The organism is Paractinoplanes atraurantiacus, from assembly GCF_900215205.1.
Classification (GTDB): domain Bacteria; phylum Actinomycetota; class Actinomycetes; order Mycobacteriales; family Micromonosporaceae; genus Actinoplanes; species Actinoplanes atraurantiacus.
Map to the genome: position 1 here is coordinate 40,634 of NZ_OBDY01000020.1, position 23,908 is coordinate 64,541.

General features: G+C 72.0%; 22 protein-coding genes and 1 pseudogene. 10 read left to right on the forward strand and 13 right to left on the reverse strand.

The window, feature by feature from the left end; genetic code table 11:
* Together CRP55_RS33790 and CRP55_RS33795 are read left to right on the forward strand one after the other, a co-directional pair.
* Positions 1-2,628, forward strand: coding sequence for a bifunctional acetate--CoA ligase family protein/GNAT family N-acetyltransferase (locus CRP55_RS33790; RefSeq protein WP_097325570.1), 2,628 nt, complete (start codon positions 1-3; stop codon positions 2,626-2,628).
* Between the two features lie 11 nt (positions 2,629-2,639).
* Complete coding sequence (locus CRP55_RS33795) at positions 2,640-3,512, forward strand: universal stress protein (RefSeq protein WP_097325572.1); 873 nt, start codon at positions 2,640-2,642, stop codon at positions 3,510-3,512.
* Here the strand turns inward: CRP55_RS33795 and CRP55_RS33800 are convergent.
* The gene (locus tag CRP55_RS33800; protein ID WP_097325574.1) at positions 3,493-4,431 is read right to left on the reverse strand and encodes an Acg family FMN-binding oxidoreductase; all 939 of its coding nucleotides are present in this window, start codon (positions 4,429-4,431) and stop codon (positions 3,493-3,495) included. The genes CRP55_RS33795 and CRP55_RS33800 overlap by 20 nt on opposite strands.
* Before the next feature lie 170 nt (positions 4,432-4,601).
* Between CRP55_RS33800 and CRP55_RS33805 the strand changes: the two genes are divergently transcribed.
* Positions 4,602-5,498, forward strand: a complete 897-nt coding sequence (locus CRP55_RS33805) for a universal stress protein (RefSeq protein WP_097325575.1) — start codon at positions 4,602-4,604, stop codon at positions 5,496-5,498.
* Here CRP55_RS33805 and CRP55_RS33810 read toward each other — a convergent pair.
* The 5 genes from CRP55_RS33810 to CRP55_RS33825 all read right to left on the reverse strand — a co-directional run bounded on the left by CRP55_RS33810 (position 5,483) and on the right by CRP55_RS33825 (position 8,253).
* The gene (locus CRP55_RS33810; protein ID WP_097325577.1) at positions 5,483-6,334 is read right to left on the reverse strand and encodes a universal stress protein; all 852 of its coding nucleotides are present in this window, start codon (positions 6,332-6,334) and stop codon (positions 5,483-5,485) included. The genes CRP55_RS33805 and CRP55_RS33810 overlap by 16 nt on opposite strands.
* Positions 6,331-6,462, reverse strand: coding sequence for a hypothetical protein (locus tag CRP55_RS55795; RefSeq protein WP_281260827.1), 132 nt, complete (start codon positions 6,460-6,462; stop codon positions 6,331-6,333). Before CRP55_RS55795 ends, CRP55_RS33810 begins: the two co-directional genes overlap by 4 nt.
* An 85-nt stretch (positions 6,463-6,547) precedes the next feature.
* Entirely contained in the window at positions 6,548-7,075 is a 528-nt protein-coding gene (locus CRP55_RS33815; RefSeq protein ID WP_097325579.1) for a DUF2202 domain-containing protein, read from the reverse strand.
* 14 nt (positions 7,076-7,089) lie between these two features.
* The gene (locus tag CRP55_RS33820) at positions 7,090-7,833 is read right to left on the reverse strand and encodes an SDR family NAD(P)-dependent oxidoreductase (protein ID WP_097325580.1); all 744 of its coding nucleotides are present in this window, start codon (positions 7,831-7,833) and stop codon (positions 7,090-7,092) included.
* Between the two features lie 15 nt (positions 7,834-7,848).
* Positions 7,849-8,253, reverse strand: a complete 405-nt coding sequence (locus tag CRP55_RS33825; protein WP_143235088.1) for a hypothetical protein — start codon at positions 8,251-8,253, stop codon at positions 7,849-7,851.
* A 207-nt stretch (positions 8,254-8,460) separates the two neighbouring features.
* Here CRP55_RS33825 and CRP55_RS33830 point away from each other — a divergent pair, with 207 nt between their 5' ends.
* Entirely contained in the window at positions 8,461-8,952 is a 492-nt protein-coding gene (locus CRP55_RS33830; RefSeq protein WP_097325584.1) for a hypothetical protein, read from the forward strand.
* Positions 8,953-8,978: 26 nt separating this feature from the next.
* Here the strand turns inward: CRP55_RS33830 and CRP55_RS33835 are convergent, their stop codons facing one another.
* Genes CRP55_RS33835 through CRP55_RS33845 form a run of 3 tightly spaced genes read right to left on the reverse strand, consistent with a single transcriptional unit; the run spans position 8,979 to position 11,336 of the window.
* The gene (locus tag CRP55_RS33835) at positions 8,979-9,668 is read right to left on the reverse strand and encodes a CBS domain-containing protein (RefSeq protein WP_097325586.1); all 690 of its coding nucleotides are present in this window, start codon (positions 9,666-9,668) and stop codon (positions 8,979-8,981) included.
* A gap of 10 nt (positions 9,669-9,678) precedes the next feature.
* Positions 9,679-10,299, reverse strand: a complete 621-nt coding sequence (locus tag CRP55_RS33840; RefSeq protein ID WP_097325588.1) for a hypothetical protein — start codon at positions 10,297-10,299, stop codon at positions 9,679-9,681.
* Positions 10,296-11,336 (reverse strand): zinc-binding dehydrogenase, encoded by a 1,041-nt coding sequence (locus CRP55_RS33845; protein WP_097325589.1) that lies wholly within the window; start codon positions 11,334-11,336, stop codon positions 10,296-10,298. The genes CRP55_RS33840 and CRP55_RS33845 overlap by 4 nt, the downstream gene beginning before the upstream one ends.
* 108 nt (positions 11,337-11,444) lie before the next feature.
* Between CRP55_RS33845 and ppdK the strand changes: the two genes are divergently transcribed.
* The 4 genes from ppdK to pflA all read left to right on the forward strand — a co-directional run bounded on the left by ppdK (position 11,445) and on the right by pflA (position 18,075).
* A complete protein-coding gene (gene ppdK, locus CRP55_RS33850; protein WP_097325591.1) occupies positions 11,445-14,030 on the forward strand; it encodes a pyruvate, phosphate dikinase in 2,586 nt (861 codons plus the stop codon).
* Positions 14,027-15,064 carry a zinc-dependent alcohol dehydrogenase gene (locus CRP55_RS33855; protein ID WP_245923549.1) on the forward strand — a complete coding sequence of 346 codons (1,038 nt, stop codon included), beginning with the start codon at positions 14,027-14,029 and terminating at the stop codon, positions 15,062-15,064. Before ppdK ends, CRP55_RS33855 begins: the two co-directional genes overlap by 4 nt.
* Positions 15,065-15,136: 72 nt before the next feature.
* Complete coding sequence (gene pflB / locus CRP55_RS33860; protein ID WP_097325592.1) at positions 15,137-17,344, forward strand: formate C-acetyltransferase; 2,208 nt, start codon at positions 15,137-15,139, stop codon at positions 17,342-17,344.
* A complete protein-coding gene (pflA, locus tag CRP55_RS33865; RefSeq protein WP_097325594.1) occupies positions 17,341-18,075 on the forward strand; it encodes a pyruvate formate-lyase-activating protein in 735 nt (244 codons plus the stop codon). The genes pflB and pflA overlap by 4 nt, the downstream gene beginning before the upstream one ends.
* Here pflA and CRP55_RS33870 read toward each other — a convergent pair.
* Positions 18,069-18,713: a response regulator gene (locus CRP55_RS33870; RefSeq protein ID WP_097325596.1), complete on the reverse strand. Its 645-nt coding sequence runs from the start codon at positions 18,711-18,713 to the stop codon at positions 18,069-18,071. The two genes, pflA and CRP55_RS33870, sit on opposite strands and share 7 nt — an antisense overlap.
* Before the next feature lie 83 nt (positions 18,714-18,796).
* Here CRP55_RS33870 and CRP55_RS33875 point away from each other — a divergent pair, with 83 nt between their 5' ends.
* On the forward strand, positions 18,797-20,518 hold the full coding sequence (locus tag CRP55_RS33875; protein ID WP_245923550.1) for a GAF domain-containing sensor histidine kinase: 1,722 nt from the start codon (positions 18,797-18,799) through the stop codon (positions 20,516-20,518).
* 23 nt (positions 20,519-20,541) lie between these two features.
* Here CRP55_RS33875 and CRP55_RS54055 read toward each other — a convergent pair whose 3' ends face one another.
* From CRP55_RS54055 to CRP55_RS56315, 3 genes and pseudogenes are all read right to left on the reverse strand, one after another.
* On the reverse strand, positions 20,542-21,525 hold the full coding sequence (locus CRP55_RS54055; RefSeq protein WP_218854761.1) for an Hsp20 family protein: 984 nt from the start codon (positions 21,523-21,525) through the stop codon (positions 20,542-20,544).
* 5 nt (positions 21,526-21,530) lie between these two features.
* On the reverse strand, positions 21,531-21,893 hold the full coding sequence (locus CRP55_RS55110) for a hypothetical protein (RefSeq protein ID WP_245923551.1): 363 nt from the start codon (positions 21,891-21,893) through the stop codon (positions 21,531-21,533).
* 277 nt (positions 21,894-22,170) lie between these two features.
* Positions 22,171-22,737, reverse strand: a pseudogene (locus CRP55_RS56315) (universal stress protein); the annotation flags it as partial.
* Positions 22,738-23,034: 297 nt separating this feature from the next.
* Here CRP55_RS56315 and CRP55_RS33895 point away from each other — a divergent pair.
* Positions 23,035-23,901 carry a universal stress protein gene (locus tag CRP55_RS33895; protein ID WP_097325598.1) on the forward strand — a complete coding sequence of 289 codons (867 nt, stop codon included), beginning with the start codon at positions 23,035-23,037 and terminating at the stop codon, positions 23,899-23,901.
* Positions 23,902-23,908: the final 7 nt, after the last annotated feature.

A 23,908-nucleotide genomic window follows, 5' to 3' on the forward strand; every position in this document is an offset into this window, starting at 1 on the left:
ATGACGGCCGGCCTTGCTCACGACGTCGCCGACGCCCTCACCTCCGACGGCGGGATCGTCGCCATCCGGCCGGTGCTGGCCGCCGACCGGCCCCGGCTCACCGCGCTCTACACCGGCGCGACACCGGAGAGCCTGCGGCTGCGGTTCTTCGCCCAGCCGAGTTCGGGCACGCTCGACGCCGAGGTCGACCGGCTGTTCCGTCCCGAGAGCGACCGGCATCTCGCGATGCTCGCCGCCGAAGGAGAGCACGTGATCGGAGTGGCCTCCTGCGAGCGCACCGACGACCTCACCCCTCGTGCGGAGTTCTCGGTCTTCGTCGCCGACGAGCACCGTGGCCGTGGCGTGGGCACGCTGCTGCTCGAGCATCTCGCCGCCCGGGCCCGGCGCCGTGGCATCAGTGAGCTGGTGGGCGAGGTCCTGCCGGGCAACTTCGCCATGCTGCGCGTCGCCCGCGACCTCAGCGCGCACGCCTGGTCGCGCTTCGGCGACGGCATCGTGGATGTCGGCCTCACCACCATCGGCGACGAGGCGGCCGAGGACGCGGTGGACGTACGGGACCGGGCCGCCGAACGGGCTTCGCTGCGTGCCCTTCTCTCCCCCGCGTCGGTGGCGGTCGTCGGCGCCGGGCGCCGGCCCGGCAGCGTCGGCCACGAGACGCTGAAAAAGCTGCGGGAGTACGGTTTCACCGGCGCCCTCTACGGGGTGAGCCGCAGCGGCGGCACCGGATATCGCTCGGTGCGTGACCTCCCGCACCCGGTCGACCTGCTGGTCATCGCCGTCCCGGCCGAGCAGGTCGCGCCGGTGATCGCCCAGGGCGCGGAGGCCGGGGCCCGCGCCGCGATCGTGCTCAGCGCCGGCTTCGGTGAGGACGGGCCCGACGGCCGGCGGCGCCAGCACGAGCTGGTCCGCCTCGCCCGCAAACACGGCATCCGGCTGGTCGGCCCGAACTGCCTCGGTGTGATCAACACCGATTCCCGGGTACGCCTCGACGCGAGCTTCGCCCCCGGCGTGCCACGCTCCGGCGGCCTCGGCGTCGCCGCCCAGTCCGGTGCGGTCGGCATCGCCCTGCTGGCCGGCCTCGGCATCTCCACCTTCGTCTCGCTGGGCAACAAGGCCGACGTCAGCGGCAACGACCTCATCGCCTACTGGTACGACGATCCGGCCACCCAGGCCGTGGCGCTCTACCTGGAATCGTTCGGCAACCCGCGCAAGTTCGCCCGCACCGTGCGCGCGCTGGGCCGCCGCAAGCCGGTCCTGGCCCTCAAGAGCGGCCGCACCGGCGCCGGACGGCGCGCCGGCGCCGCCGCGGCCGCGGCGGCGCCGGCGGCCACTGTGGACGCCCTGCTGGCCCAGGCCGGAGTCGTGCGACCGGGCGGACTCGGCGACATGATCGACGCCGCCCGCATGCTGACCGGGCAGCCTCTTCCCGCAGGCCGGCGGCTCGCCGTGGTGAGCAACGCGGGCGGACTCAACGTGCTGGCCGCCGACGCGGCCGAGGCTCACGGCCTCACCGTGCCGGCGCTCTCCCCGGCCACCCGCCGGCGGGCCGGCGGCTCGGACAACCCGGTCGACCTGGGCGCCGGCGCGTCGCCCGGCGAGGTCGGGGCGGCCGCCGCCGCGATCGCCGACAGCGGCGAGGCCGACATGCTCCTGGTGATCGCCGTCGCCACGGAGGCCAACGCGCCCGGTGACCTCCTCGACGCCCTCGCCGCGGTCCTGGACGCACGCCCGAGCCTGGCCGCCGCGGCGGTGCTGGTCGACAGTGATGGCGTCACCGCCCAGCTCGGCGGCCGGAAGGTGCCCGTCTACGACCTTCCCGAGCGGGCGGTCCGGGCGCTGGCACACGCCGCCGAGTACGCCGAGTGGCGTCGCCGCCCGCTGGGCCGCCGCCCCGAGCTTCCGGACGTCTCGCCCGGACGGGCCCGGCTCGCGGTCGACCGTGCTCTGGCCGACGGCGGTGGCTGGCAGCCATACCAGCGGACGAGGACGATCCTCGACGCGTACGGCATCAATATCCTGCCCGCGGCCCACGTCCGCACCGCCGAAGCCGCGGTCGCGGCGGCCGAGCGCGCCGGTTATCCGGTCGTTCTCAAGTCGGCCGATCCCGAGCTCGTGCACAAGAGCGACACCGGTGGCGTACGACTCGGCCTCACCGATGCCGCGGCGGTGCGGGAGGCGTTCGCCGCCATCGGAGTCGACGTCCTGGTTCAGCGCCAGATCGACGGGCGGACCGAGCTGGTGGCCGGCATAGCGCACGATGCCCGCTTCGGCTCCGTGGTGCTGCTCGGCGCCGGCGGGGTGCACACCGACCTGCTCAGCGACCGTGCGCTGCGCCTGCTGCCGATGACCGACCTCGACGCCGGATGGATGTGGCGGGAGCTGCGCTGCGCTCCCCTGCTCACCGGATATCGCGGCGCGCCCGCGGCCGACACCGGCGCGCTGGAGGACATGCTGCTGCGCCTCGGCCGGCTCGCCGACGACTTCCCGGAGGTCGCCGAGCTCGACCTCAATCCGGTCCTGGCCGGTCCCGGCGGTGTGGTCGCCGTGGACGCCAAGCTACGGCTCGCGCCGGTCGGCGCCGAGCCGGACGCGCTGCTGCGCCGTCTCAGCACGGCGGAGCCCTGGTGAAAGGAGCCACCATGTCCACCCGCACCATCATCGTCGGATACGACCGCTCCGCCGGCTCCCGTGACGCCGCGAAGTGGGCACTGGACGAAGCCGCGCGGACCGGCGCCCTGGTCGAGTTCTTCTACGCCTACGAGTGGCCCACCTGGATGCCCGCGGCCTCGATGGTGCCCGCCACCTCGGTCTGGCCCGACAACGACACCGATCGCGCCGTCAAGGGCGCCCTGCACCAGGCGGTCGTCTCGGCGCGGGCCACGCACCCTCAGGTGCGCACGGCGATCTCGATCGTGCACGCCCACGCCGGCTCGACCCTGATCGACCGGTCCCGCGAGGCGGATCTGATCGTGCTCGGCTGCCGCGGGCACAGCGCGGTCGGCGGGCTGCTCGGCTCGCTCAGCGCCGCGGTCAGCGCGCACGCCCACTGCCCGGTGGTGCTGGTACGCGGCGACGCCGCCGCGACCTCACCGGTCGTCGTGGGCGTCGACGACAGCGCGTCCTCGCACGCCGCGATGGCGTTCGCCGTCGAGCAGGCCGTGGCCCGCGGTGTCGGGCTGCACGTCATCCGTGCGTGGAAGCCGGTCACCGGCCTCTGGGAGGAGACCGCGATGGTCACCCGCAAGGTCACCGCGGAGGAGCGGCAGCCGTTCGACCAGCTGATCGCCTCGTGGCGGGAGAAGCAACCCGACCTCGAGATCCACGCCGACGCCGTGGTGGAGCACCCCGCCTCGGTGCTGGCCCGGGCCGGGCTGAGCGCTCAGCTGCTGGTCGTCGGCACTCATGGTCATGGCCCCGTACGCGGCATGCTGCTCGGTTCGGTCAGCCAGCACCTGCTGCGGCACTCGCCCTGCTCGCTCGCGATCGTGCACGTCACCTCAACACCTCGGTGAGTGGACGCCGGGGTGTCGGGCCCACCACCCGGCCGTAGCCGACCCGCAGCACCATCTGGGCGGACAGGCCGCCGGCCGGGTCGGTGAGCGCCCGGCGCACGGCCGGCACCTCGACGAGCTGGCCGATCGGCGTGGTGGACAGGTTCTGCCAGGTCGCCGTCAGCAGCACCCGCTGCAGGGCCGCACCGGCGCGCAGCTGGTCGGCCCGCTCGTCGCCCGGGGTGGCCAGCACCAGCACCGTCGGATAGGGCTCGAACCGCTCGGTGGGCCGGGGCAGTTCGGCCAGCTCGGCGAAGTCGCGGATCGGCACCGTCTCCAAGGAGTCCCACGGTCCGGCCGCCCACAGCGGCACGCCGTCGGTGCGCGCGCCCTGGCCGGTCCAGCGAGCGAGCTCGTCGCGGTAGCCCGGCCGCGCCCGCAGCCGCCGCTCCGCGGCCCGGGCGAGCCCGAGCATCGAGTCGCGCACCGCGGCGGAGGCGACGGTCAGCACCGCGCCTTCGCGGCGGGCGGCGTCGCGCAGGTGCTCGATCACCGCCGCCGGCACCGGCGTGTGGGTGAACGGCCAGCGGTTGGTGTGACGATGGGGGACGGCGGCGGCCAGCGCCTCCGCCGCTCGGCTGGGCCGGGCCGGGCAGCCGGCGCGGACCCGGGCCACCAGATCCGGCTCGTCCGGGTCGGGAAGCAGCTCCGTGGCGACCCGGTAGCCGGCGGCCGCGACCGCCAGGCGAAGGGTGAAGACCGCCGCGCCGACGCTGATCAGCTGCTCGCGGCCGCCCGGATCGAGGACCGTCAGCCGGCGGCTGGGGTCGGCGTACACATCGACGGTGTCCTGGTGGATCCGGAACAGCCACGGTTGGCTGTTGTGCAGCGAGGGAGCACTCGTCGCCGTACGAACGCCCTCGGTAAGCATCTTCCTCATGGCTCCTCCCTTCCGAGCTGCCGGAAGTACCTCAACCACACCGCGCCCGCTGAAGATCGGCCAGGGCCGAACGGCAGTGCGGGCCGATCCTGCCGGCCCTGACCGGCGGTACCGGGCGGGGAGACGATGAAGGTGGACCGCTGAGCCGGCCCGCCGAGGAGGTCGAGGTCATGAACGCCGCTGCAGTTCCTGTCGTCGCCGGGGTCGACGGATCGGAACGCGGTTCGGCCGCGGTCCTGGCCGCCGCCGACGCCGCGGTCCGGCGTGGCCGCCCACTTCGCGTCGTGCACGCTCTCGTCTACGTGCCGGCGGGCGTGACCATGTCGCCGTCCATCGCACCGCCCGCCTATCCGGCGTATCTGGCTCAGGCGGAATATCTGGTGGCCCATGCGGCCGGACTGGCTCGCCGCCGGGCTCCTGGGCTCAGCGTCACCTCGGCCGTGGTGCCCGGCGGCGCCGCGGCGGTTCTGGTGGACGAGAGCCGGCGCGCCGATCTCCTGGTCATCGGCGATCACGGCGTCAGCGCGGCCGCCGAGCTCGTGATCGGATCGGTGGCCGCGCAGACCGCGGCGCACAGTGCCTGCCCGGTCCTGATCGTGCGCGGCGCGCCTCACCCGGAAGGCGCGGTCGTGGTCGGCGTGGACGGCTCGGCGGGTTCACAGGGCGCGCTCGTCTTCGCCGCCGAGGAGGCCTCGCGCCGGGACGCCGACCTCGTGGCGGTGCACACCTGGAACGACGGCGACGGCACGGAACTCAACGCGGAGCTGCCGATGACGTACGAGACCTGGTCGGGTGACGAGGAGCAGAAGCGGGTTCTCGCCGAGGCGCTCGCCGGCCTGGCCCAGAAGTTCCCCGACCTGCGGGTCCGCTCGCTCGTACGCCGGGGATTCGCGCGGCGTGTGCTCACCGAGCACTCACGGACCGCTCAACTGCTCGTCGTCGGCAGCCGTGGGCATGGCGGCTTCACCGGTCTCCTGCTGGGCTCCGTCGGCCGGCACCTGGCCCACCACGCCGACTGCCCCGTCGCGATAGTGCGAACGCAGCCCCCGCCTCACTCGGTGTCGTGATGCGGCACGACCAGCACGGGCCGGTAGGCGTGGTGCAGAGCGGCCATGGCGACGCTGCCGAGCACGATCTCGCGAACCGCCGACCGCCCGCGCGAGCCGACGGCCAGCACCGCGGCGTGAACGGCGCCGGCCTGACCGGTCAGGGCGGCGGCCACCGCCCGGCCGCGCTCCAAGTGCCCGCCGGCCGGGGGAACCTTCACCAGCCCGGGAATCGTCTGGGGCGACGGCTCGTCGCCGTCTTCCACTCGCACCGGCACCACGGCACGCCGTGGAAGCAGCCGAGCGAGGCTTTCCTGAGCGGCCCGGGCACCGGCGGAGCCGTCCCAGCCGAGCAGCACAGGACCGGCGTCGAGCACCGCACGCTGGGCTTCGAGCAGGGGGTGAGGCACCACGAGCACCGGCCGCGTCGCGAAGTGCACGACCATGTCCGACACGCTGCCCAGGACGGCACGGGCTCCGGTGAGTCCCCGGGAGCCCACCACGATCAGGTCGGCGCCGAGTTCCTCGGCCACCTCACAGAGCTGCACGCCCTCGCCGCCGTAGGTGCGCCGGACCACCGGCTCGGCCCGCCACCCGTAAGGTGCGGCGAACGCGACCCCCATGGCGGCGATCCGCCGGGCCTCCGACTCGCCCTCACGCTCGACGGCCGCGACGAACTCGTCGACGCCCGCCGTTCTGTGCCAGAGCCTTCGCCGTAGCGCCTCGCTGGCGAACGGGGGCGTCCAGACGTACGCGACGCGCGCGTGAGCGCCGGGCAGCAGCCGGGCCGCGACCTCGATCGCGGCGCCGGCCGGCACCGACCCCTCGTAGCCGAGCAGTATGCCGGGCCCGTTCACTGGACCGTCATATCGAACGGCGTCGTCGTGGTGAACAGGGTCTCGCTCCGCTGGCGGAACAGCTGCGGCATGCCCGCCTCGTTCGGCTCGGCGAGCGTGTGCACCAGGTCGGGCGCGATCGTGATCACGGTGGCTCCTTCCGCGGGCTTGCCGTCTTTTCCGAAAGTAGGGCCGCGGCGGGCGCGGCCCCAGGGGCTTTCGACCCCACTGCGGTCACCGGCTCGCCCAGGCTTGGAGGTACTGAGCTTGCCGGACGGCGGCGGCGTGCAGCTGCGTATAGGCGTGACGGACGTCGGGGGCCGTCATTCGTGCCAGTGCCGATGCGACCGTGCCCGCTGTCTCGCCGGCCAGTTGGGCCAGCAGTCTCAGGGCGGCGCCGCGGCCCGCCGACCCCCGGCCCAACAGTTCCTCGTAGCGGCTCTGCGCCGCCGCGTCCGTGAAGCGGCCGATTTCGCGCCCGCCGTCGGGGTCGGACAGCCCGTACCGGGCGAGCAGCTGGCGGACAGCGGTGAGTTCCCGCAGTTCGGCGCCGGCGAGCTGGCCCGGGAAGGCGGCGTAGCGGCCGGCGAAGGCGACCGCCAGATCGTGCGAGGTCTTCAGTCGCCGCGCGATCCGCCTCAGATCGGCACGCTGATCGAGGGTCAGCGTGCCCGGCGGCTGGCGTAACACATCCACACCGGCGAAGCCGGCGCGATCACGCCAGGCGGGTGACACGACCGCGGTGCGGTCGAGCGTGGGCATCGGGGCCCCCTTTCTCACTGAGCGGTGTAGCCGCCGTCGGTGAGCAGATACGAGCCGGTGATGTTCGAGGCCTTGTCCGACGCGAGGAACGCGACCAGCTCGGCGACCTCCTCCGATCGGCCCAGGCGGCCGAGCGGGTGCAGGGCGCTCACCCCGGCGATGATCTCGGGATCGGCCGTGGCCAGCAGCGGGGTGTCGATGAATCCGGGACCCACGCTGTTGATCCTGATCCCCTGCTTCGCGTACTCGATCGCGGCCGACTTGGTCATGCCGACGACGCCGTGCTTGGCCGCGACGTAGGCGACGGCCATGCCGAAGCCGACGGACCCGAGGATGGAGGCCATGTTGACGATCGCGCCGCCGCCGGTGGCGAGCATGGCCGGGATCTCGGCCCGCATGCTGTAGAAGACGCCGTTGAGGTTCACACCGATGACCCGCTCCCAGCCGTCGAGCGGATAGTCACCGGTGGGCGCCTGGGGCCCGCCGACGCCGGCGTTGTTGACCGCCACGTCGAGCCGGCCGAACGCCTCCACCGCCGCGTGCACCATCGCCGCACAGCCCTGCGCGTCGGAGACGTCCACGACGTACGGCACGGCGGCGTCGCCGATCCGCTTGGCCACCCGCTCGGCCGCCTCGGCGTCCCAGTCGGCGACGAGCACCTTCGCGCACCGCTCGGCCAGCAGCAGCGCCGTGGCCTCACCGATGCCGGAGCCGCCACCGGTCACCAGGGCCACCTTGCCCTCGAACTCCCGTTCCACGTCAACCTCCTCAGTTCATTTCTTCACCCGGCAGCTGGTGACGGTCAGCGGGCACCTGACGCGGTGCCGCAGCGCCCGAAGCACGGAGGCGTCACGCGCGCCCGCCGGCGGCCCGGCCACCACCAGCCCGCAGCGGCGCGCCCCGGCCGCGACCGTGATCGCCGCGTCGAGACCGGCACGAGCGGACACGGAGCATGTGACATCCGGATATCTCCCGGCCCAGCGCTCGATGGCCGCGCGCACCGCGGCGCTGTCGCCGGAGGCGGCGGCACCCGCGATCAGCACCCGCAGGGGCACCTCACGATCTCGCGCCTGGGCGAACGCTGTCGCCAGCACGTCCTCGGCCGTGCGGTCTTCGAGGATCGCCGCCACGACGGGACCACCGACATCGATCTCTTCCGGCGCTGCGCGGTAGGTCATCATCCCTCCCGGGGGCCGCTGCTCTCACCCTCATTCTCATGCCGGGACGGCAGCTCCGGCAGGACCGAAGGTCCCCGGGATGCGGGGCTTCCCGCCCGCGCCGGCCCTCGTGAAGGGCCCTGCGGCCCTGCCCGGCGGACGACCGGGGCGCGACGGTAGGGGTAGGCGCCGCGAGAGCGGCCGGATCAGCCGTGAGGAGGCAGGACGATGACGAGAACCGACATCCGGATCTTCGATCCGCGAACGGGAGAGCTGGTCCGTAGGTGCGCCGGGCCCACCCCGGCGGGGCTGTGCCCGATCATCGGCGAGGACGGCGTCGTACCCTGCGCCGGCCTGCTCATCGCGCCGGCCGGCGCCGATCCCGAGTACTGGCCGCTGTCGGTGCCCCGGGGATACCGGCACTGTGACCTCCCGTGGAACGAACGCGCGTGGGCCTATGCGCGCCGGGCGCAGAGGTCGCACGCGCGCTGGGCGCAGGGCCTGGCCGAGGAGACCGCCCGGATCTTCCGGCTGGCCGCCAAGGGGGATCGCCGGTACCGGGACATGGACGAGTACGAGCTCAGGACGACCGCGCTCTGGCGCTGGCGCAAATCGCCCTTCGCCGAGGCCGACCGCAGCCGCGAGGAACGGTCCCGGCATCGGGCGGGCGCCTACCTGAGCTACATCCGGCAACGTCACAGCAGCGCGGGCCGGCCGTGAGAGCCACCGCACGGCCGGCCCGGCTGTCACGCCGATCCGAAGCCGAGGCCGGTGGAGAGCATCTGCCGGTCGTCGAAGTCGTACGACATCTTGCCGACGACCTCCACCACGCCGGCCACCTTCCGGGTGAGGCGCAGGGCCATGTCGGCGGCCGACCAGCGGTCGGCGCGGCCGGTGAGTGTCACGACCCCGTTCTCGACCTCCACCGTCACCGACGTGTCCGAGCCGATCAGGTATCGGCCGAACACGTCGTCGACCACCTCGGCCTTGATCTCGTCGTCGGGCCGCAGGTGCACCTTGAGCAGGTCGCCCCGCGTGACGATGCCGACGAGCCGGCCCAGGCCGTCCACCACGGGCAGCCGCTTGACCTGCTCGTCGTCCATCGTGCGGGCGGCGGCGACCAGCGTGGCGCCGGCGAGCACCGTCACCGGGGGACGGCTCATCAGGTCGGCGGCCGTCCGGGCGTGCGCCTTCGCCCGCTCGCCGCGGCGACGGCGGCTCTCGAACATGCGGGGCTGGTCGTCGCCCGCGTACTCGATCTTGCGAAGCAGGTCGGCCTCGGAGACGAGGCCGGTGACGCGCTGGAACTCGTCCACGACGGGCACGGCGCTGAAGCGCCGGCTCACCAGCAGGTCGACCAATTCACGGTACGTGGTGGCCGGTCCGGCGGTCACGACCGCCTGTGTCATCACGTCGTCCACGGTCCAGATCTTCATGGTGCCCTCCTTACTGTCCTATCGCGACGGCCGACGGAACGGTGCGCTCGGCCCGTTCGCGGATGCCCCGCAACATCCGGCGTTCCATGACGAGGCTGCCGGGGGCCATCAGGGCGGCGTAGGGAAATCTCGTCAGACGGTTGCGGCTGATCAGGCGGGTCCGGTCGCCGGCTGGGCGCAGGTCGAACGTCCACACCCACTTGCCGTCGGTGGACCGCAGGGCGAGCGTCCGGTCCCGGTCGCAGATCTCGACCCGCATGGCGGGTCCGTCGTCGCCGAGTGGGAGAACGTCGCCGACCGCCAGGTCCTGGAACTGCGGAAGGATCTCGTCGGCGCTGTGCATGTTCAGACCGAAGAGGTTCTCGATCCAGTCGTACGTGTAGGCGCCGCCCCGGCCGCTGCCCATCTGGACCAGCCACGGCCAGATCGCCGAGGGCGGCGCGCCGATCGAGATGGCCCGCGTCGAGATCAGGTCCGCGGCCGGCAGCAGATCGTCGCCCGGCACCGGCCCGTACGCCTCCTCGGGCTCGGCGCCCCAGGTGAGGTACCAGCGCTGGGCCGGCCGCGACAGCGCCGCGGCCACGCCAACGGCCAGCACGCCGGCCGCGGCCACGAAGTATCGGGTTCTCATCGCGACAACACCACCTTGAGGGCGCCGGTGCGCACGGGGTCGGCGAAGACGTCGTACGCCGGCATGAAGTCTTCGAGGGGGAAGCGGTGGGTGATCATGTGGCTGAGGTCGAGCCGGTCCGCGACGAGCATGTCGAGCAGCTTCGGCGTCGAGAAGGTGTCGACCAGGCCGGTGGTGATGGTGACGTTGCGGATCCACAGGTCTTCCAGGTGCAGCGTGGCCGGCTTGCCGTGCACGCCGATGTTGGCGATCCGGCCGCCCGGGCGCACCAGCGAGGCGCACAGCTCGAAGGTCTGCGGGGTGCCGACGGCTTCCATCGCGACGTCGGCGCCGAGCCCGCCGGTCAGGGCGAGCAGCACCTCGCGCGGATCCTCCCCGCCGGCCACGATCGTCGTGTCCGCGCCGAACATCTTCGCGGCCTGCAACCGGCTCTCGGCCTTGTCGATCACCACGATGTGCGCCGGGGAGTAGAGGCGCGCGGCCAGCACGGCCGCCAGCCCGATCGGTCCCGCGCCGACGATCACCACGGTGTCGCCCGGCTGGACCCGGCCGTTGAGCACGCCGACCTCGTACGAGGTGGGCAGGATGTCGGCCAGCAACACGGCTGATTCGTCACTCACCTGCTCCGGCAGTTTGTACGTGGACAGGTCGGCGAACGGGATCCGGGCGTACTCCGACTGCACGCCGTCGACGAGGTGCCCGAGGATCCAGCCCCCGCCGCCCAGGCACTGCCCGTACACGCCCTCACGGCAGAAGCGGCAGATGCCGCACGCCGAGATGCAGGAGGCCAGCACCCGGTCACCCGCGACGAGCCCGGCCACGCCGCCGCCCGTCTCGATCACCGTGCCGACCGCTTCGTGGCCGAGCACCCGCCCGGCCGCTGTCTCAGGCACGTCGCCGCCGAGAATGTGCAGGTCGGTGCCGCAGATGGTGACCGCGTCGACCCGGATGACCGCATCGCGGGGGTCCTGAATCGCCGGGTCGGGGATCTCTGTCCAGGACCGGTTGCCCGGTCCGCCGTACACAAGTCCTCTCATGTCTTTCACGGTCGTCCTTCTCCGGCCCGTCCAGTAGGGACGTCCGGCCCTACAGAGCGGGACCACAGCCGGGCTACCAACGAGGAGAGGGAGAGGGGTGCGACCGGCATGACCAGATACGTCTACGACTTCATCGAGGGCAACAAGGACCTGAAGGACCTGCTCGGCGGCAAGGGGGCCAACCTCGCCGAGATGACCCGCATGGGCCTGCCGGTGCCACCCGGCTTCACGGTGACCACCGAGGCCTGCCGCGATTACCTGCACACCGGGAAGATGCCGGAAGGCCTGCTGGCCGAGGTGCAACGCCATCTGGAGCTTCTGGAGACCCGGATGGGCAAGAGCTTCGGCGACGCCAAGGACCCGCTGCTGCTGTCGGTGCGCTCGGGCGGGAAGTTCTCCATGCCCGGCATGATGGAGACCATTCTCGACATCGGGCTCAACGACTCCAGCGTCGAAGGACTGGCGGAACAGAGCGGCGACGAGCACTTCGCCTGGGACTCGTACCGCCGGCTGATCCAGATGTTCGGCCGGACCGTGTTCGACGTGCCCGGTGAGGACTTCGAGGCGGTCGGCCCGGGACAGCCCAAGGATCTGGTGTACGCGTACAAGAAGGTGTTCGAGGCGCACACCGGCCGTGACTTCCCGCAGGCCTCGCACGAGCAGCTGTTCCTGGCCATCGGCGCGGTCTTCAGGTCGTGGAAGGCGGAGCGCGCCGTCCTCTACCGCCGCCAGGAGCGCATCCCGCAGGACCTGGGCACCGCCGTCAACGTGATGGCCATGGTCTTCGGCAACCGCGGCCAGGACTCCGGCACCGGGGTCGCCTTCACCCGCGACCCGGCAACCGGCCGCCGTGGCGTCTACGGCGACTACCTGCGCGACGCCCAGGGCGAGGACGTGGTCGCCGGCATCCGCAACACTCTGAGCCTGGACGAGCTCGACCGGCCTGTGCGCACCAAGTTGCTGTCCATCATGGAGCGCTTGGAGCAGCGGTATCGCGACTTGTGCGACATAGAGTTCACCGTCGAGAACGGCACGCTGTGGATGTTGCAGACCCGGGTCGGCAAGCGCACCCCGGCCGCCGCTTTCGTCATCGCCGCCCAACTGGTCGACGAGGGCACGATCACGCTCGACGAGGCGCTGCAAAGGGTCAGCGGCGAGCAACTTGCCCAGCTCATGTTCCCGAGCTTCGACATCGCGTCCGCTCCCCCGCCCCTGACCACCGGCGTGGCGGCCTCACCGGGCGCGGCCGTCGGTGCGATCGTCTTCGACTCGGCCGCGGCGGCCGCGGCCACCGGGCCGGTCATCCTGGTGCGCCGGGAGACCAACCCCGACGACCTGCCCGGCATGATCGCCGCCCGGGGCATCCTGACCTCGCGCGGTGGCAAGACCTCGCACGCCGCCGTCGTCGCCCGCGGCATGGGCAAGACCTGCGTCTGCGGCGCCGAGGAGCTGGTCATCGACGGCGACTCGGTCGCCGTGAACGGCCGTACCCTGCACGCCGGGGACGTCATCTCGATCGACGGCACCACCGGCAAGGTCTACGCCGGCGAGGTTCCGGTCCGGCCGTCGGAGATCGTGCGCTACTTCGAAGGCGAGATCACCGCGCACGGCGACCCGCTGCTCGCCGCGGTGGAACGCCTGATGATCCACGCCGATCACAGGGCCCGGCTCGGGGTGCACGCCAACGCCGACACCGGCCCGGACGCCGCCCGCGCGCGCCGCTTCGGCGCCACCGGTGTCGGCCTGTGCCGCACCGAGCACATGTTCCTCGGTGAGCGCCGCCAGCTGGTCGAACGGCTCATCCTCGGCGATCACACCGCCCTGGCCGACCTGCTGCCGTTGCAGCGCGCCGACTTCGAGGAGCTGTTCGCCGCCATGGACGGCCTGCCGGTTACCGTGCGCCTGATCGACCCGCCGCTGCACGAGTTCCTGCCCCCGCTGGAGGAGCTGACGGCCCGGGTGGCCCGGGCCGAGGCGCTCGGCCAGGACCCCGGTCGCGACGGCGTCCTGCTGACCGCGGTGCGCCGCATGCACGAGCAGAACCCGATGCTCGGCCTGCGCGGCGTCCGTCTCGGCCTGGTCATCCCCGGGCTGTTCGCCATGCAGGTCCGCGCGGTCGCCGAGGCCGCGGCGGCCCGCGTCGCCGCGGGCGGCGACCCGAAGCCGGAGATCATGGTCCCGCTGGTCGGCGCGGTCCAGGAGCTCGAGACCGTACGGGCGGAGGCCGAGTCCGTCCTGGCGAGCGTGCCCGGCGCGCCGCCGATCCGGATCGGCACCATGATCGAGGTGCCACGGGCCGCCCTGACCGCCGGGGAGATCGCCGTCGCGGCCGAGTTCTTCTCGTTCGGCACCAACGACCTGACCCAGATGACGTGGGGCTTCTCCCGCGACGACGTGGAGGGCGCCTTCTTCGGCCGCTACCTCGGCCTCGGCATCTTCGCGGTGTCGCCGTTCGAGACCATCGACGCCGATGGGGTGGGCGAGCTCGTCCGGATCGCCGTGACCCGAGGCCGTGCCGCCCGGCCCGACCTGACCGTCGGCGTCTGCGGCGAACACGGCGGCGACCCGGCCTCCGTTCGGTTCTTCCACGAGGCCGGCCTGGACTACGTCTCCTGCTCACCGTTCCGTGTCCCGATCGCCCGGCTCGAGGCCGGCCGCGCCGCGACCCCGGCCTTCGGCTCGGACAGCCGATGAAAGACCCCAAGAAGGAGGACATCATGCGCGCCGCCGTGGTCACCAACTTCCACCAGCCGCTGACCATCCAGGAGAGGCCACTTCCGCATCCTGGCCCCGGCCAGATCCGGGTCCGGATCGAGGCGAGCGGTCTCTGCCACACCGACATCCACGCCGCCCGCGGCGACTGGCCGGTCAAGCCCACCCCGCCGTTCGTGCCCGGTCATGAGGGCGTCGGCATCGTGAACAGCATCGGTCCGGATGTCACCGAGCACCAAATCGGCGACCGGGTCGCGGTCCCGTGGCTGGGTAAGGCCTGCGGCACCTGCGAATACTGTGTCACCGACCGGGAGACGCTCTGCGAGGCCCAGCTCAACACCGGCTATTCGGTCGACGGCGGGCACGCCGAATATCTGATCGCCGACGCCCGCTATGCGGTCGCCGTGCCGGCCGGCATCGACCCGAACGAGGCGGCGCCGCTGACCTGCGCCGGTGTCACCACGTACAAGGCGATCAAGGTCGGCGGGGTCACGCCCGGCGACCGGGTCGCGATCTTCGGCATCGGCGGACTCGGGCATCTGGCGCAGCAGTACGCGCAGATCGCCGGCGGCGAGACCATCGCGGTTGACGTCACCGAGGAGAAGCTCACCCTGGCCAAGGAGCTCGGTGCCACCCACACCGTCAACGCCGCCCTGACCGACCCGGTCGCCGCGATCGAGGCGCTCGGCGGCGCCGACGTCGCCGTGGTCCTGGCCGCCGACCCCCGGGTCATCGAACAGGCGCACGCCTCGCTGCGCCGCGGCGGCCGGCTGATCCTGGTCTCCTTGCCCAAGGACAACGCCATGTCCCTGCCGATCTTCCAGACCGTGCTCAAGGGCCTCCAGGTGATCGGCTCCATCGTCGGTACGCGCGCGGAGCTCGCCGAGGTGTACCGGCTGCACGCCGAGGGCCGCACCAGGGTCTTCTACGAGACCCGACCACTCGACGACATCAACGGCGCCATCGAGGACGTTCTGGCGGGCACGGTCGCGGCCCGGCTGGTCCTTGTCCCCTGACCGCTTGGGACCTCTGGCCCTGACCCGTCCGCGGAATTCCCGCCACGCTGAAGGAAGACGAAGGAGGATCTCATGGCATGGCAGGGCTTCCGCGGGACCGGGTGGCGCGAGACGATCGATGTCGGCGACTTCATTCGGCATAACGTCAGGCCGTACGACGGTGACGCCTCCTTTCTGACCGGGGCGACCGAGCGCACCGAGCGGATCTGGCGGCGCCTGCAACGCATGTTCGCCGAGGAGCGCCGGCGTGGGGTGTACGACGTGGACGCGCACACACCTTCCACCATCACCTCGCACGAGCCCGGCTACCTCGACCGCGACCACGAGCTCATCGTCGGCCTGCAGACCAGCGCGCCGCTGCGCCGCGCCATCATGCCCAACGGCGGGCTGCGGATGGTGCAGGCCGGACTCGCCGCGTACGGCTTCAGCCTCGACCCGGCCGTGAAGACCGTCTTCAGTCGCTACCGCAAGACCCACAACGACGGGGTCTTCGACGCCTACCCGGCCGACGTCAAGGCCGCCCGGCGCTCGCACATCATCACCGGTCTGCCGGACGCGTACGGCCGGGGCCGCATCATCGGCGACTACCGGCGGGTCGCGCTCTACGGCGTGGACCGGCTCATCGCCGACCGGGCCGCGATCAAGGCCTCGCTCGACGACCAGCCCTCCAGCGAGGACGTCATCCGCGACCGGGAGGAGCTGGCCGAGCAGATCCGGGCGCTGGAGGAGCTGCGGTTCATGGCCGACCGCTACGGCTACGACATCTCCGGGCCGGCCACCACCGGCCGCGAGGCGATCCAGTGGCTCTACTTCGCCTATCTGGCCGCCACCAAGGAGCAGAACGGCGCCGCCATGTCGCTCGGCCGCACGTCGAGCTTCGTCGACATCTACCTGCAGCGTGACATCGACGAGGGCCGGCTCACCGAGCAGCAGGCCCAGGAGCTGATCGACGACTTCGTCATCAAGCTGCGCATCATCCGCTTCCTGCGCACGCCCGAGTACGACCAGTTGTTCTCCGGCGACCCGACCTGGGTGACCGAGGCGCTCGGCGGGACCGGCTTCGTGACCCGGACGAGCTTCCGCTACCTGCAGACCCTCTACAACCTCGGCCCGGCGCCCGAGCCCAACCTGACCGTGCTCTGGTCGCCGTCGCTGCCCGAGGGCTTCAAGCGCTTCTGCGCACAGGTGTCGATCGACACCAGCTCGATCCAGTACGAGAACGACGACCTGATCAGCTCCGCCTACAGCGACGACACCGCGATCGCCTGCTGCGTCTCGGCCATGCGGGTCGGCAAGGACATGCAGTTCTTCGGGGCCAGGGCCAACATCGCCAAGGCTTTGCTGTACGCCGTCAACGGCGGCCGGGACGAGATGACCGGCGACCAGGTGGCGCCGGCCACCCCGCCGATCACCGACGACATCCTCGACTACGAGACGGTGTTCGCCGCGTACGACAAGACGCTGGACTGGCTGGCCGAGACCTACGTCGACGCGCTCAACGTCATCCACTACATGCACGACAAGTACGCCTACGAGCGGATCCAGATGGCCCTGCACGACTATCCCGTGCACCGCTTCCTGGCCACCGGCATCGCCGGCCTGTCGGTCGCCGTCGACAGCCTCAGCGCCATCAAGCACGCCCAGGTCAAGGTGCTGCGCGACGAGACCGGCCTGGCCGTCGACTACGCGGTCGACGGCGACTTCCCGGCCTTCGGCAACAACGACGACCGCGCCGACGCGATCGCCGTCGACCTGGTCGAGCGCTTCATGGCGAAGATCCGCCGCCAGCCCGCCTACCGTGGCGCCGAGCCGTCGCTCTCGGTTCTGACCATCACGTCCAATGTGGTCTACGGCAAGCACACCGGCAACACCCCCGACGGCCGGCGCGCGGGCGAGCCGTTCGCACCCGGCGCCAACCCGATGAACGGCCGCGACAGGCACGGCATGGTCGCCGCTGCCCTCTCCGTGGCCAAGCTCCCCTACCGCTCGGCCCGCGACGGCATCTCGCTGACCATCACCGCCACCCCGGGCGGTCTGGGCCACTCCCGCGACGAGCGGATCGCCAACCTGGCCGGCGTGCTCGACGGCTACACCGACGCCGGCGGCTTCCACATGAACGTCAACGTGCTCGACCGCGCGACGCTCGAGGACGCCATGGCCCACCCGGAGAACTACCCGCAGCTGACCATCCGTGTGTCGGGCTACGCGGTGAACTTCGTGAAGCTCACCGCCGAGCAGCAGCGCGACGTCATCTCCCGCACCTTCCACGGGTCGCTGTGACCACCATCGGCTCCGTCCACTCCTTCGATCTCTCGACCGGAGTGGACGGGCCCGGCACCCGCTTCGTGGCGTTCCTGGCCGGCTGCCCGCTGCGCTGCCTGTACTGCCACAGCCCCGACACGCAATATCGCCGCTACGGGCAGCCCACCACCGCGGACGACCTGCTGTTGGAGGTGCGTCGCTACGAACGCTTCCTCAAGGTCGCCCACGGCGGCGTGACGATCAGCGGCGGCGAGCCCTTGCAGCAGCGCGACTTCACCCGCGCGTTCCTGCGCGGCTGCAAGGAGATGGGCCTGCACACCGCCCTGGACACCAGCGGCTTCCTGGGCGACCGGGCCGACCGGGAGTTGCTCGAGGCGACCGACCTGGTGCTGCTCGACATCAAGTCCGGCCTTTCCGATACGTACGGCAAAGTCACCCGGACCGGGAGATTGGCGCCCACCGTGCGTTTCGCCCATCGCCTGGCCGAGCTTCACAAACCGATCTGGGTGCGTTTCGTCCTGGTGCCCGGCCTCACCGACGAACCCGCGAACGTCGACGCGGTCGCCGAGATCGCGGCCGGCGTGGCCACCGTCGAGCGCGTCGAGGTGCTCCCGTTCCACAGTCTCGGCGCCCCGAAATACGCGGCCCTGGGGCTGCCGTTCCCCCTCGCGGGCACCGCACCGCCCGGCCCGGCGCTGGTCGACCGCGTGCGGACACAGTTCCGCGACCACGGCCTGGCCGTCTACTGAGCCTTGTGCTCGCTGATCAGCCGGGTGGCCAGCACCGCCGCCTGGGTGCGCCGCTCCAGGCCGAGCTTGGTGAGCAGGCTCGAGACGTAGTTCTTCACCGTTTTCTCGGCCAGGAACATCCGGCCCGCGATCTCCCGATTGGTCAGCCCTTCGGCGATGAACTCCAGGATGCGCCGCTCCTGATCGGTGAGCGACCGCAGCTCCTGCGGCTGCTCCACACCGTGCCGGATCCGCTCGAGCACCCGCTGAGTGACCGCCGGATCGAGCAGCGACTGCCCGGCCGCCACCCGGCGCACCGCGTCGACCAGATCGCTGCCGCGGATCTGCTTCAACACGTACGCCGACGCCCCGGCCATGATCGCCGCGAACAGGGCCTCGTCGTCCTCGTACGAGGTGAGAATGAGGCCTTTGATCGTCGAATCGACCGCCCGCACGTCACGGCAGACGTCGATGCCGCTGCCGTCGGGCAGCCGCGCGTCGAGCACCGCGACGTGCGGGCGCAGCGCGGGAATGCGGTGCGTGGCCTCGACGGCGAGACCCGACTCGCCGACCACCTCGATGTCGCCCTCGGCCTGGAGCAGGTCGGCCAGGCCACGGCGGACCACCTCGTGGTCGTCAAGCAGATAGACACGGATCACAACCTCTTTGTACCGCTGTTCCTCGGTACGTCAAGCCGCGTGACCCTATTCCCCGCGCCCCGCACCGGCATTAGCCTGACCTCATGGCCGAGCAGCACGCGGGCGACCCGGTCGACACGCCGTCACTGGGCCTCAGCCCACTGTCGCGCGTACGGCTCGACGAGCTCCTCCAGGAGATGCTCGACCGGGTCGGCGACGTGATGGCCAGCCGGGAGAGACTGCGATCCCTGCTCGACGCCGTGGTCGCCATCGGCACCGACCTCGACCTGCGCAGCACCCTTCAACGCATCGTCGAAGCCGCGTGTTCGCTGGTCGGCGCGCGCTACGGCGCGCTCGGCGTGATCGGAGCCGACCGCACGGAGCTGGTCGACTTCATCACGCACGGCATGGACCCGGAGGTCCACGCGAGCATCGGCGACCTTCCCCGCGGCCGGGGCGTCCTCGGCGTGCTCATCACCGATCCCCGGCCCGTGCGGCTGCCCGACATCCGCCGGCACCCCGACTCGTTCGGATTCCCGCCGAACCATCCGCCGATGCACAGCTTCCTCGGCGTGCCGGTCCGCACCCGCGACCAGATCTTCGGCAACCTCTACCTTTCCGAGAAGCAGGGCGCCGACCAGTTCGGCGACGACGACGAGGAGATCGTCGTGGCCCTGGCCGCCGCGGCCGGCGTCGCCATCGACAACGCCCGGCTGTACGACCTGGCCCGGCGGCGAGAGCGCTGGCTGTCGGCCAGCGCCGAGATCACCGGCGTCCTGCTCGGCACGGTCCGCCGCGGCGAGGCGCTCCAGCTGATCGCCCGCCGGGCGCGGGAGGTGGCCGGCGCCGACCTCGTGCTGGTGATGTTGTACGAGGAGGACGACGCCCGGTACCTCATCGAGGTGGCCGAGAGCGCCGACCCGGCGTACGCCGATCTCGTCGGCCGGGTCGTCCCGGTCGATCCGGGCGCCGCGGCCGAGTTCGGCCGGGAGAAGTGCCGGCCCGTGGAGAACCTGCGCGCCGCCCTCCAGTGGCCCGGGCCGGTGCCCGACAGTCCCGCGATGGCCGTGCCGCTCGCCGGCGCGGACACGCTGCACGGCGTGCTCATCGTCACGCAGCCCGCCGGCCAGCCGCCCACCGACGAGGACGCGGTGCAGTTGTCGACCTTCGCCGGGCAGGCCGCGCTCGCTCTCGAGCGGGTCCGGGCCCAGCAGGAACGCCAGCAACTCGCCCTGCTCGAGGATCGTGAGCGCATCGCGCGCGATCTGCACGACATCGTGATCCAGCGGCTGTTCGCGACCGGCATGCACCTTCAGGGAGCCGTGCATCAGACGGCCAAGCCCGAAGTGGCCAAGCGGATCAACACCGCGGTCGACGACCTGGACGCCACGATCCGCGACATCCGCCGCTCGATCTTCGAACTGCGCACCCCGACCGGGCCGTCGCTTCGAGCTGAGCTCAACGAGGCGGTGGCGGCCGCCGTCGAAGGGCTCGGCTTCCGGCCGGTCCTGGACACGTCCGGGCCGGTGGACAACGCGATCCCCGACGACTTCCGGCCGGAGATTCTCGCCGTGCTTCGCGAGGCCTTGTCGAACGTCGCCCGCCACGCCAGGGCGAACAACGCCCGGATCTCGCTGCGGGCCGCCGACGGCGAGGTCGTTCTCCGCGTCGAGGACGACGGCATCGGCTTCGATCCGGCCCGGGCCCGCGGCGGTGTGGTCAACATGGGCGAACGTGCGCGCCAGCTGGACGGCTCGCTCGAGATCGGCCCCGGCCCGAACGAGTCGGGAACGGTGCTGACCTGGCGATTCCCACTGCCCAGCTGACGCGCACGCAATTGCCCAAGTGCTCACTCCTCCCGGGTGACGGTGATCTGCCGGCCGGCCGGCTGCGGGGCGCTCAACGGCACGGTGATCTCCAGAATCCCCTTGCTGTACCGGGCGGCGATCGCCTCCTCGTCGGCGTTGACCGGCAGGCGCACCGCACGCTGGAGCGAGCCGTAACGGAACTCGCTGCGGTGGCGGCTCTGCTCCTCCTCGCGGCGCTCGGCCTTCACGGTCAGCACCCCGTGCAGCGCGGTGATCTCGATGTCCTTCTCGGGGTCGAGCCCCGGCAGCTCGGCGCGCAGGATGTACTCGTCCTCGCTGAGCGTGTCCTCGAAGCGGATGGCCGGCAGCGGCCGCGGGAAGTCGACCTCGAACCAGTCCGTCATGTCGCCCAGCAGGCGCGGCAACAGTGCGCTCATCTCCTCCTCCTTCGCTGATGTCCGTTCCCTTCCATCGGACCTCGGGCCCGCCGGACCGGTCAGGGTCGAACGGCCCGTCATCGGGCCCGCCCGCGAGGCGCCGCCGCCGGCGAGAATCTCGGCGGCGAGCTCGCGCGCCCACGCCCGAACCCGGTTTGGATCCCGGAAATCCCCGGCGGACCGGCGTCCGAGATAGCCGATCCAGCCGTGCGCCTGGGGGGTCATCCGCCCGCCGAAGGTCACGTGCCGCCGGGCCGGGAGGTCACGCAGCGCCGCCGCGGTGTGCGGGACCGGCGGTAGCTGTCCCGTCTCACTGGAGCGGTCGAGCGGCCCGCTGCTGAACAACCAGACCGGACGGCCGGTGAACTGACCCGCGAACCGGTGCACGAAGCGCCGGGCGTCGCCGTGCCAGCCGGAGGCGTACAGCGCGGCGCCGAGTACGACCGCGTCGTACTCGCCGACCTCATCGACCTCACCGGCGGACACGAGCCGCACGTCCAGACCGGCACGGCGCAGTTCACCGGCGATCCACTGAGCGATTTCGGCGGTGCCACCGCCCGTGCTGCCATAGGCCACCAGAACGAGCATGGCCGTCACCTTCCTTCCGTGCTCTGCTCACGAACCTCTTTCGCCCTCGCGGTGACGTCCTCGTGGACGGCCCGCGGCCACTTCCAGACGTGCCAGGCGATCAACAGCGCCCCCAGGGCGGAGTAGAGAGCGAGGACGGGGATGCCGGACGCTACGCCGACAGTGCCGATCGCACCTGACGCGAAGATCGCGCCGACCACGACGTTCGTCCAACGGTTGGCGGCGTCGCTGAGGACCAATGTCAGGAATGCCATGGTCAAGGGCAGAAGCCAGTTGATCGCCCAGGAGATCTGGACAGTGGCGTCGTGCGCATTCGTTCCCATCCACTCGCCGGCCATCAGGTCGCGGACCACCCCGGGCTCGAACATGGCCAGAGGGAGTACGGCGGCGCCGGTGAACGGTCACACCGTCCACCGACTCCGTGCGCTCCACCCGCGGCGTCCGTCCGGCGCGCAGCAGCACAACATCGCTGCCCCGCAGTTGGGCCTCGCGGCGGGCGAACCCGGCGGCACGGCTCTCCTCCCCGTCGACGTGCACCACGATCGGGCGCTCGCCGAAATGAGGGCCCGGCGGCCAGCCGGCGATGCGGACGACGAGCACAGTGCCGTCGTGGCCGGTGGCGACGCGGTCGGCGACCCTCAGACCGATTGCCGCGCTCGCCGGACCGTGCCGATGTCCCACCACGACCAGTCCGGCGCCGCGTGCCTCGACCAGCAGGTGCGCGACGGTCGAGCCGACGGCCAGGCGACTGGTCACCGCGACGGTGGGCGCATAGGCGTGCACCCGGCTGATCAGCCGTTCGAGCAGGTAGGCGCCGTCATCGCGGGTGGGCTGGTGGACGCCGCCGGCGTGCTGCACGTGCAGGACCCGCAGTCCCCAGCCGCGCAGCTCGGCCTCGATGGCGGCGTGGTCGAGGGCGGTGTAGCTCGTCGGGGTCTCGTCCACCCCGACCAGCACCAGGCCCGTCTTCGTGGTGGCGGCGACCGGAACGCGGGGAGCCGCCGAGCCGTAGCTGACCACGCTCAGGTACCGCTCGACGGCCTCGCGGTATCTCGTGGGATGTCCGGCGCGGGATTCCCGCTCCGTCCGTAGCTCTTCCCATTTCCGCATGGCAGTCCTCCCGGACCCGTTCCTCCTCCTCCCATCCCAGCGTGCGCGGCCCACGACGGACAGGGCCGGAAGTCCCCGCGCCGCCGGAAGGACGACCGGCATGTCCCGGCCCGTTCGTGCCCTTGTGCCCTTCACGTCGAGGCTGCGAGGGGATGTGCTTTCCACGGTGGCCCGGGAAAGTCCACGACCGCACCGGCGGTCCGGCCCGGGCGGTGAGGATCGTCATGTATGCCAACGTCCTCGTGGTCTACGCGACCCGGAACGGCTCCACCCGCGCGGGCTGTTCGGCGGCGCCGATCCGGTCGGGCACCCCGCGACCACGCGGCGCGATCTGCGTGACTGGGCCCTGGTCGGGGCCTGGACGCGGCAGCTGATGGGTTGTCAGGAAAGGACATCGACATGACCACCGGAACGGTCGTCATCGGATACGACGGCTCGCCGCAGTCGAGAATGGCCGCGGCCTGGGCGCTGGACCAGGCCGCACTCACCGGCGCGCCGGCCGAGTTGCTTTACGCGTACGAGTGGCCCGACTGGATGGCAGCCGCCTCGATGGTTCCGTCACTCCCGATCTTCCCGACGGCCGAGATCCGCCGTCAGGCCGGCCGGGTCTTGGCCGACGCGGTCGCCGCGGCCCGGCGCAGCCACCCCGGCGTGCCGGTCACCGGCACCACCGTGGACACCGGCGCCGATCTTTCTCTGATCGACCGGTCCGCCGGTGCCGGGCTGATCGTGCTGGGCGCCCACGGACACAGCGCCGTGCCGAACCTGCTCGGCTCGACCACCGTCGCGGTCAGCGCGCACGCGCACTGCCCCGTCGTGGTGGTTCGGGGCACCGCGCAGGCACACCGCCCGGTCGTCGCCGGCATCGATGAGACGGCCGACCCCCACGCCGTCCTCGGCTTCGCGTTCGACACGGCCCTGGTCCGGCGGGCGCCGTTGCATGTGATCCGCGCCTGGCCACCGGCCATCGGCATGCCCAGCGGCACGGCGCTGACGCGCGGCGCCGTGCCGGCCGGCATCCGCCGGCCGTTCGACGAGCTCGTCGCCGGATGGCGGGAGAAGTACCCGGAGGTGCCCATCACGGCTCAGGCCGTGGCCCGGCACCCGGCCGCGGCGCTCACCGACGCCGGCACGGCCGCCCAGCTGCTGGTGGTGGGCAGCCATGGCCGTGGCCGGCTGCGCGGCCTGCTGCTGGGCTCGGTCGGTCAGCACCTGCTGCGCCACGCCGCCTGCCCGGTCGCTGTCGCCCACGAGCCCGAGACCTGAGGAGGTC

What these genes read in the sequence shown, in the direction of transcription:
- CRP55_RS33790 (WP_097325570.1), top strand. Translation starts at nt 1, where the DNA reads ATGACGGCCGGCCTTGCTCACGACGTCGCCGACGCCCTCACCTCCGAC.
- CRP55_RS33795 (WP_097325572.1), top strand. Translation starts at nt 2,640, where the DNA reads ATGTCCACCCGCACCATCATCGTCGGATACGACCGCTCCGCCGGCTCC.
- CRP55_RS33800 (WP_097325574.1), bottom strand. Translation starts at nt 4,431, where the DNA reads ATGAGGAAGATGCTTACCGAGGGCGTTCGTACGGCGACGAGTGCTCCC.
- CRP55_RS33805 (WP_097325575.1), top strand. Translation starts at nt 4,602, where the DNA reads ATGAACGCCGCTGCAGTTCCTGTCGTCGCCGGGGTCGACGGATCGGAA.
- CRP55_RS33815 (WP_097325579.1), bottom strand. Translation starts at nt 7,075, where the DNA reads ATGCCCACGCTCGACCGCACCGCGGTCGTGTCACCCGCCTGGCGTGAT.
- CRP55_RS33825 (WP_143235088.1), bottom strand. Translation starts at nt 8,253, where the DNA reads ATGACCTACCGCGCAGCGCCGGAAGAGATCGATGTCGGTGGTCCCGTC.
- CRP55_RS33830 (WP_097325584.1), top strand. Translation starts at nt 8,461, where the DNA reads ATGACGAGAACCGACATCCGGATCTTCGATCCGCGAACGGGAGAGCTG.
- CRP55_RS33835 (WP_097325586.1), bottom strand. Translation starts at nt 9,668, where the DNA reads ATGAAGATCTGGACCGTGGACGACGTGATGACACAGGCGGTCGTGACC.
- CRP55_RS33840 (WP_097325588.1), bottom strand. Translation starts at nt 10,299, where the DNA reads ATGAGAACCCGATACTTCGTGGCCGCGGCCGGCGTGCTGGCCGTTGGC.
- CRP55_RS33845 (WP_097325589.1), bottom strand. Translation starts at nt 11,336, where the DNA reads ATGAGAGGACTTGTGTACGGCGGACCGGGCAACCGGTCCTGGACAGAG.
- ppdK (WP_097325591.1), top strand. Translation starts at nt 11,445, where the DNA reads ATGACCAGATACGTCTACGACTTCATCGAGGGCAACAAGGACCTGAAG.
- CRP55_RS33855 (WP_245923549.1), top strand. Translation starts at nt 14,027, where the DNA reads ATGAAAGACCCCAAGAAGGAGGACATCATGCGCGCCGCCGTGGTCACC.
- pflB (WP_097325592.1), top strand. Translation starts at nt 15,137, where the DNA reads ATGGCATGGCAGGGCTTCCGCGGGACCGGGTGGCGCGAGACGATCGAT.
- CRP55_RS33875 (WP_245923550.1), top strand. Translation starts at nt 18,797, where the DNA reads ATGGCCGAGCAGCACGCGGGCGACCCGGTCGACACGCCGTCACTGGGC.
- CRP55_RS54055 (WP_218854761.1), bottom strand. Translation starts at nt 21,525, where the DNA reads ATGCTCGTTCTGGTGGCCTATGGCAGCACGGGCGGTGGCACCGCCGAA.
- CRP55_RS55110 (WP_245923551.1), bottom strand. Translation starts at nt 21,893, where the DNA reads ATGTTCGAGCCCGGGGTGGTCCGCGACCTGATGGCCGGCGAGTGGATG.
- CRP55_RS33895 (WP_097325598.1), top strand. Translation starts at nt 23,035, where the DNA reads ATGACCACCGGAACGGTCGTCATCGGATACGACGGCTCGCCGCAGTCG.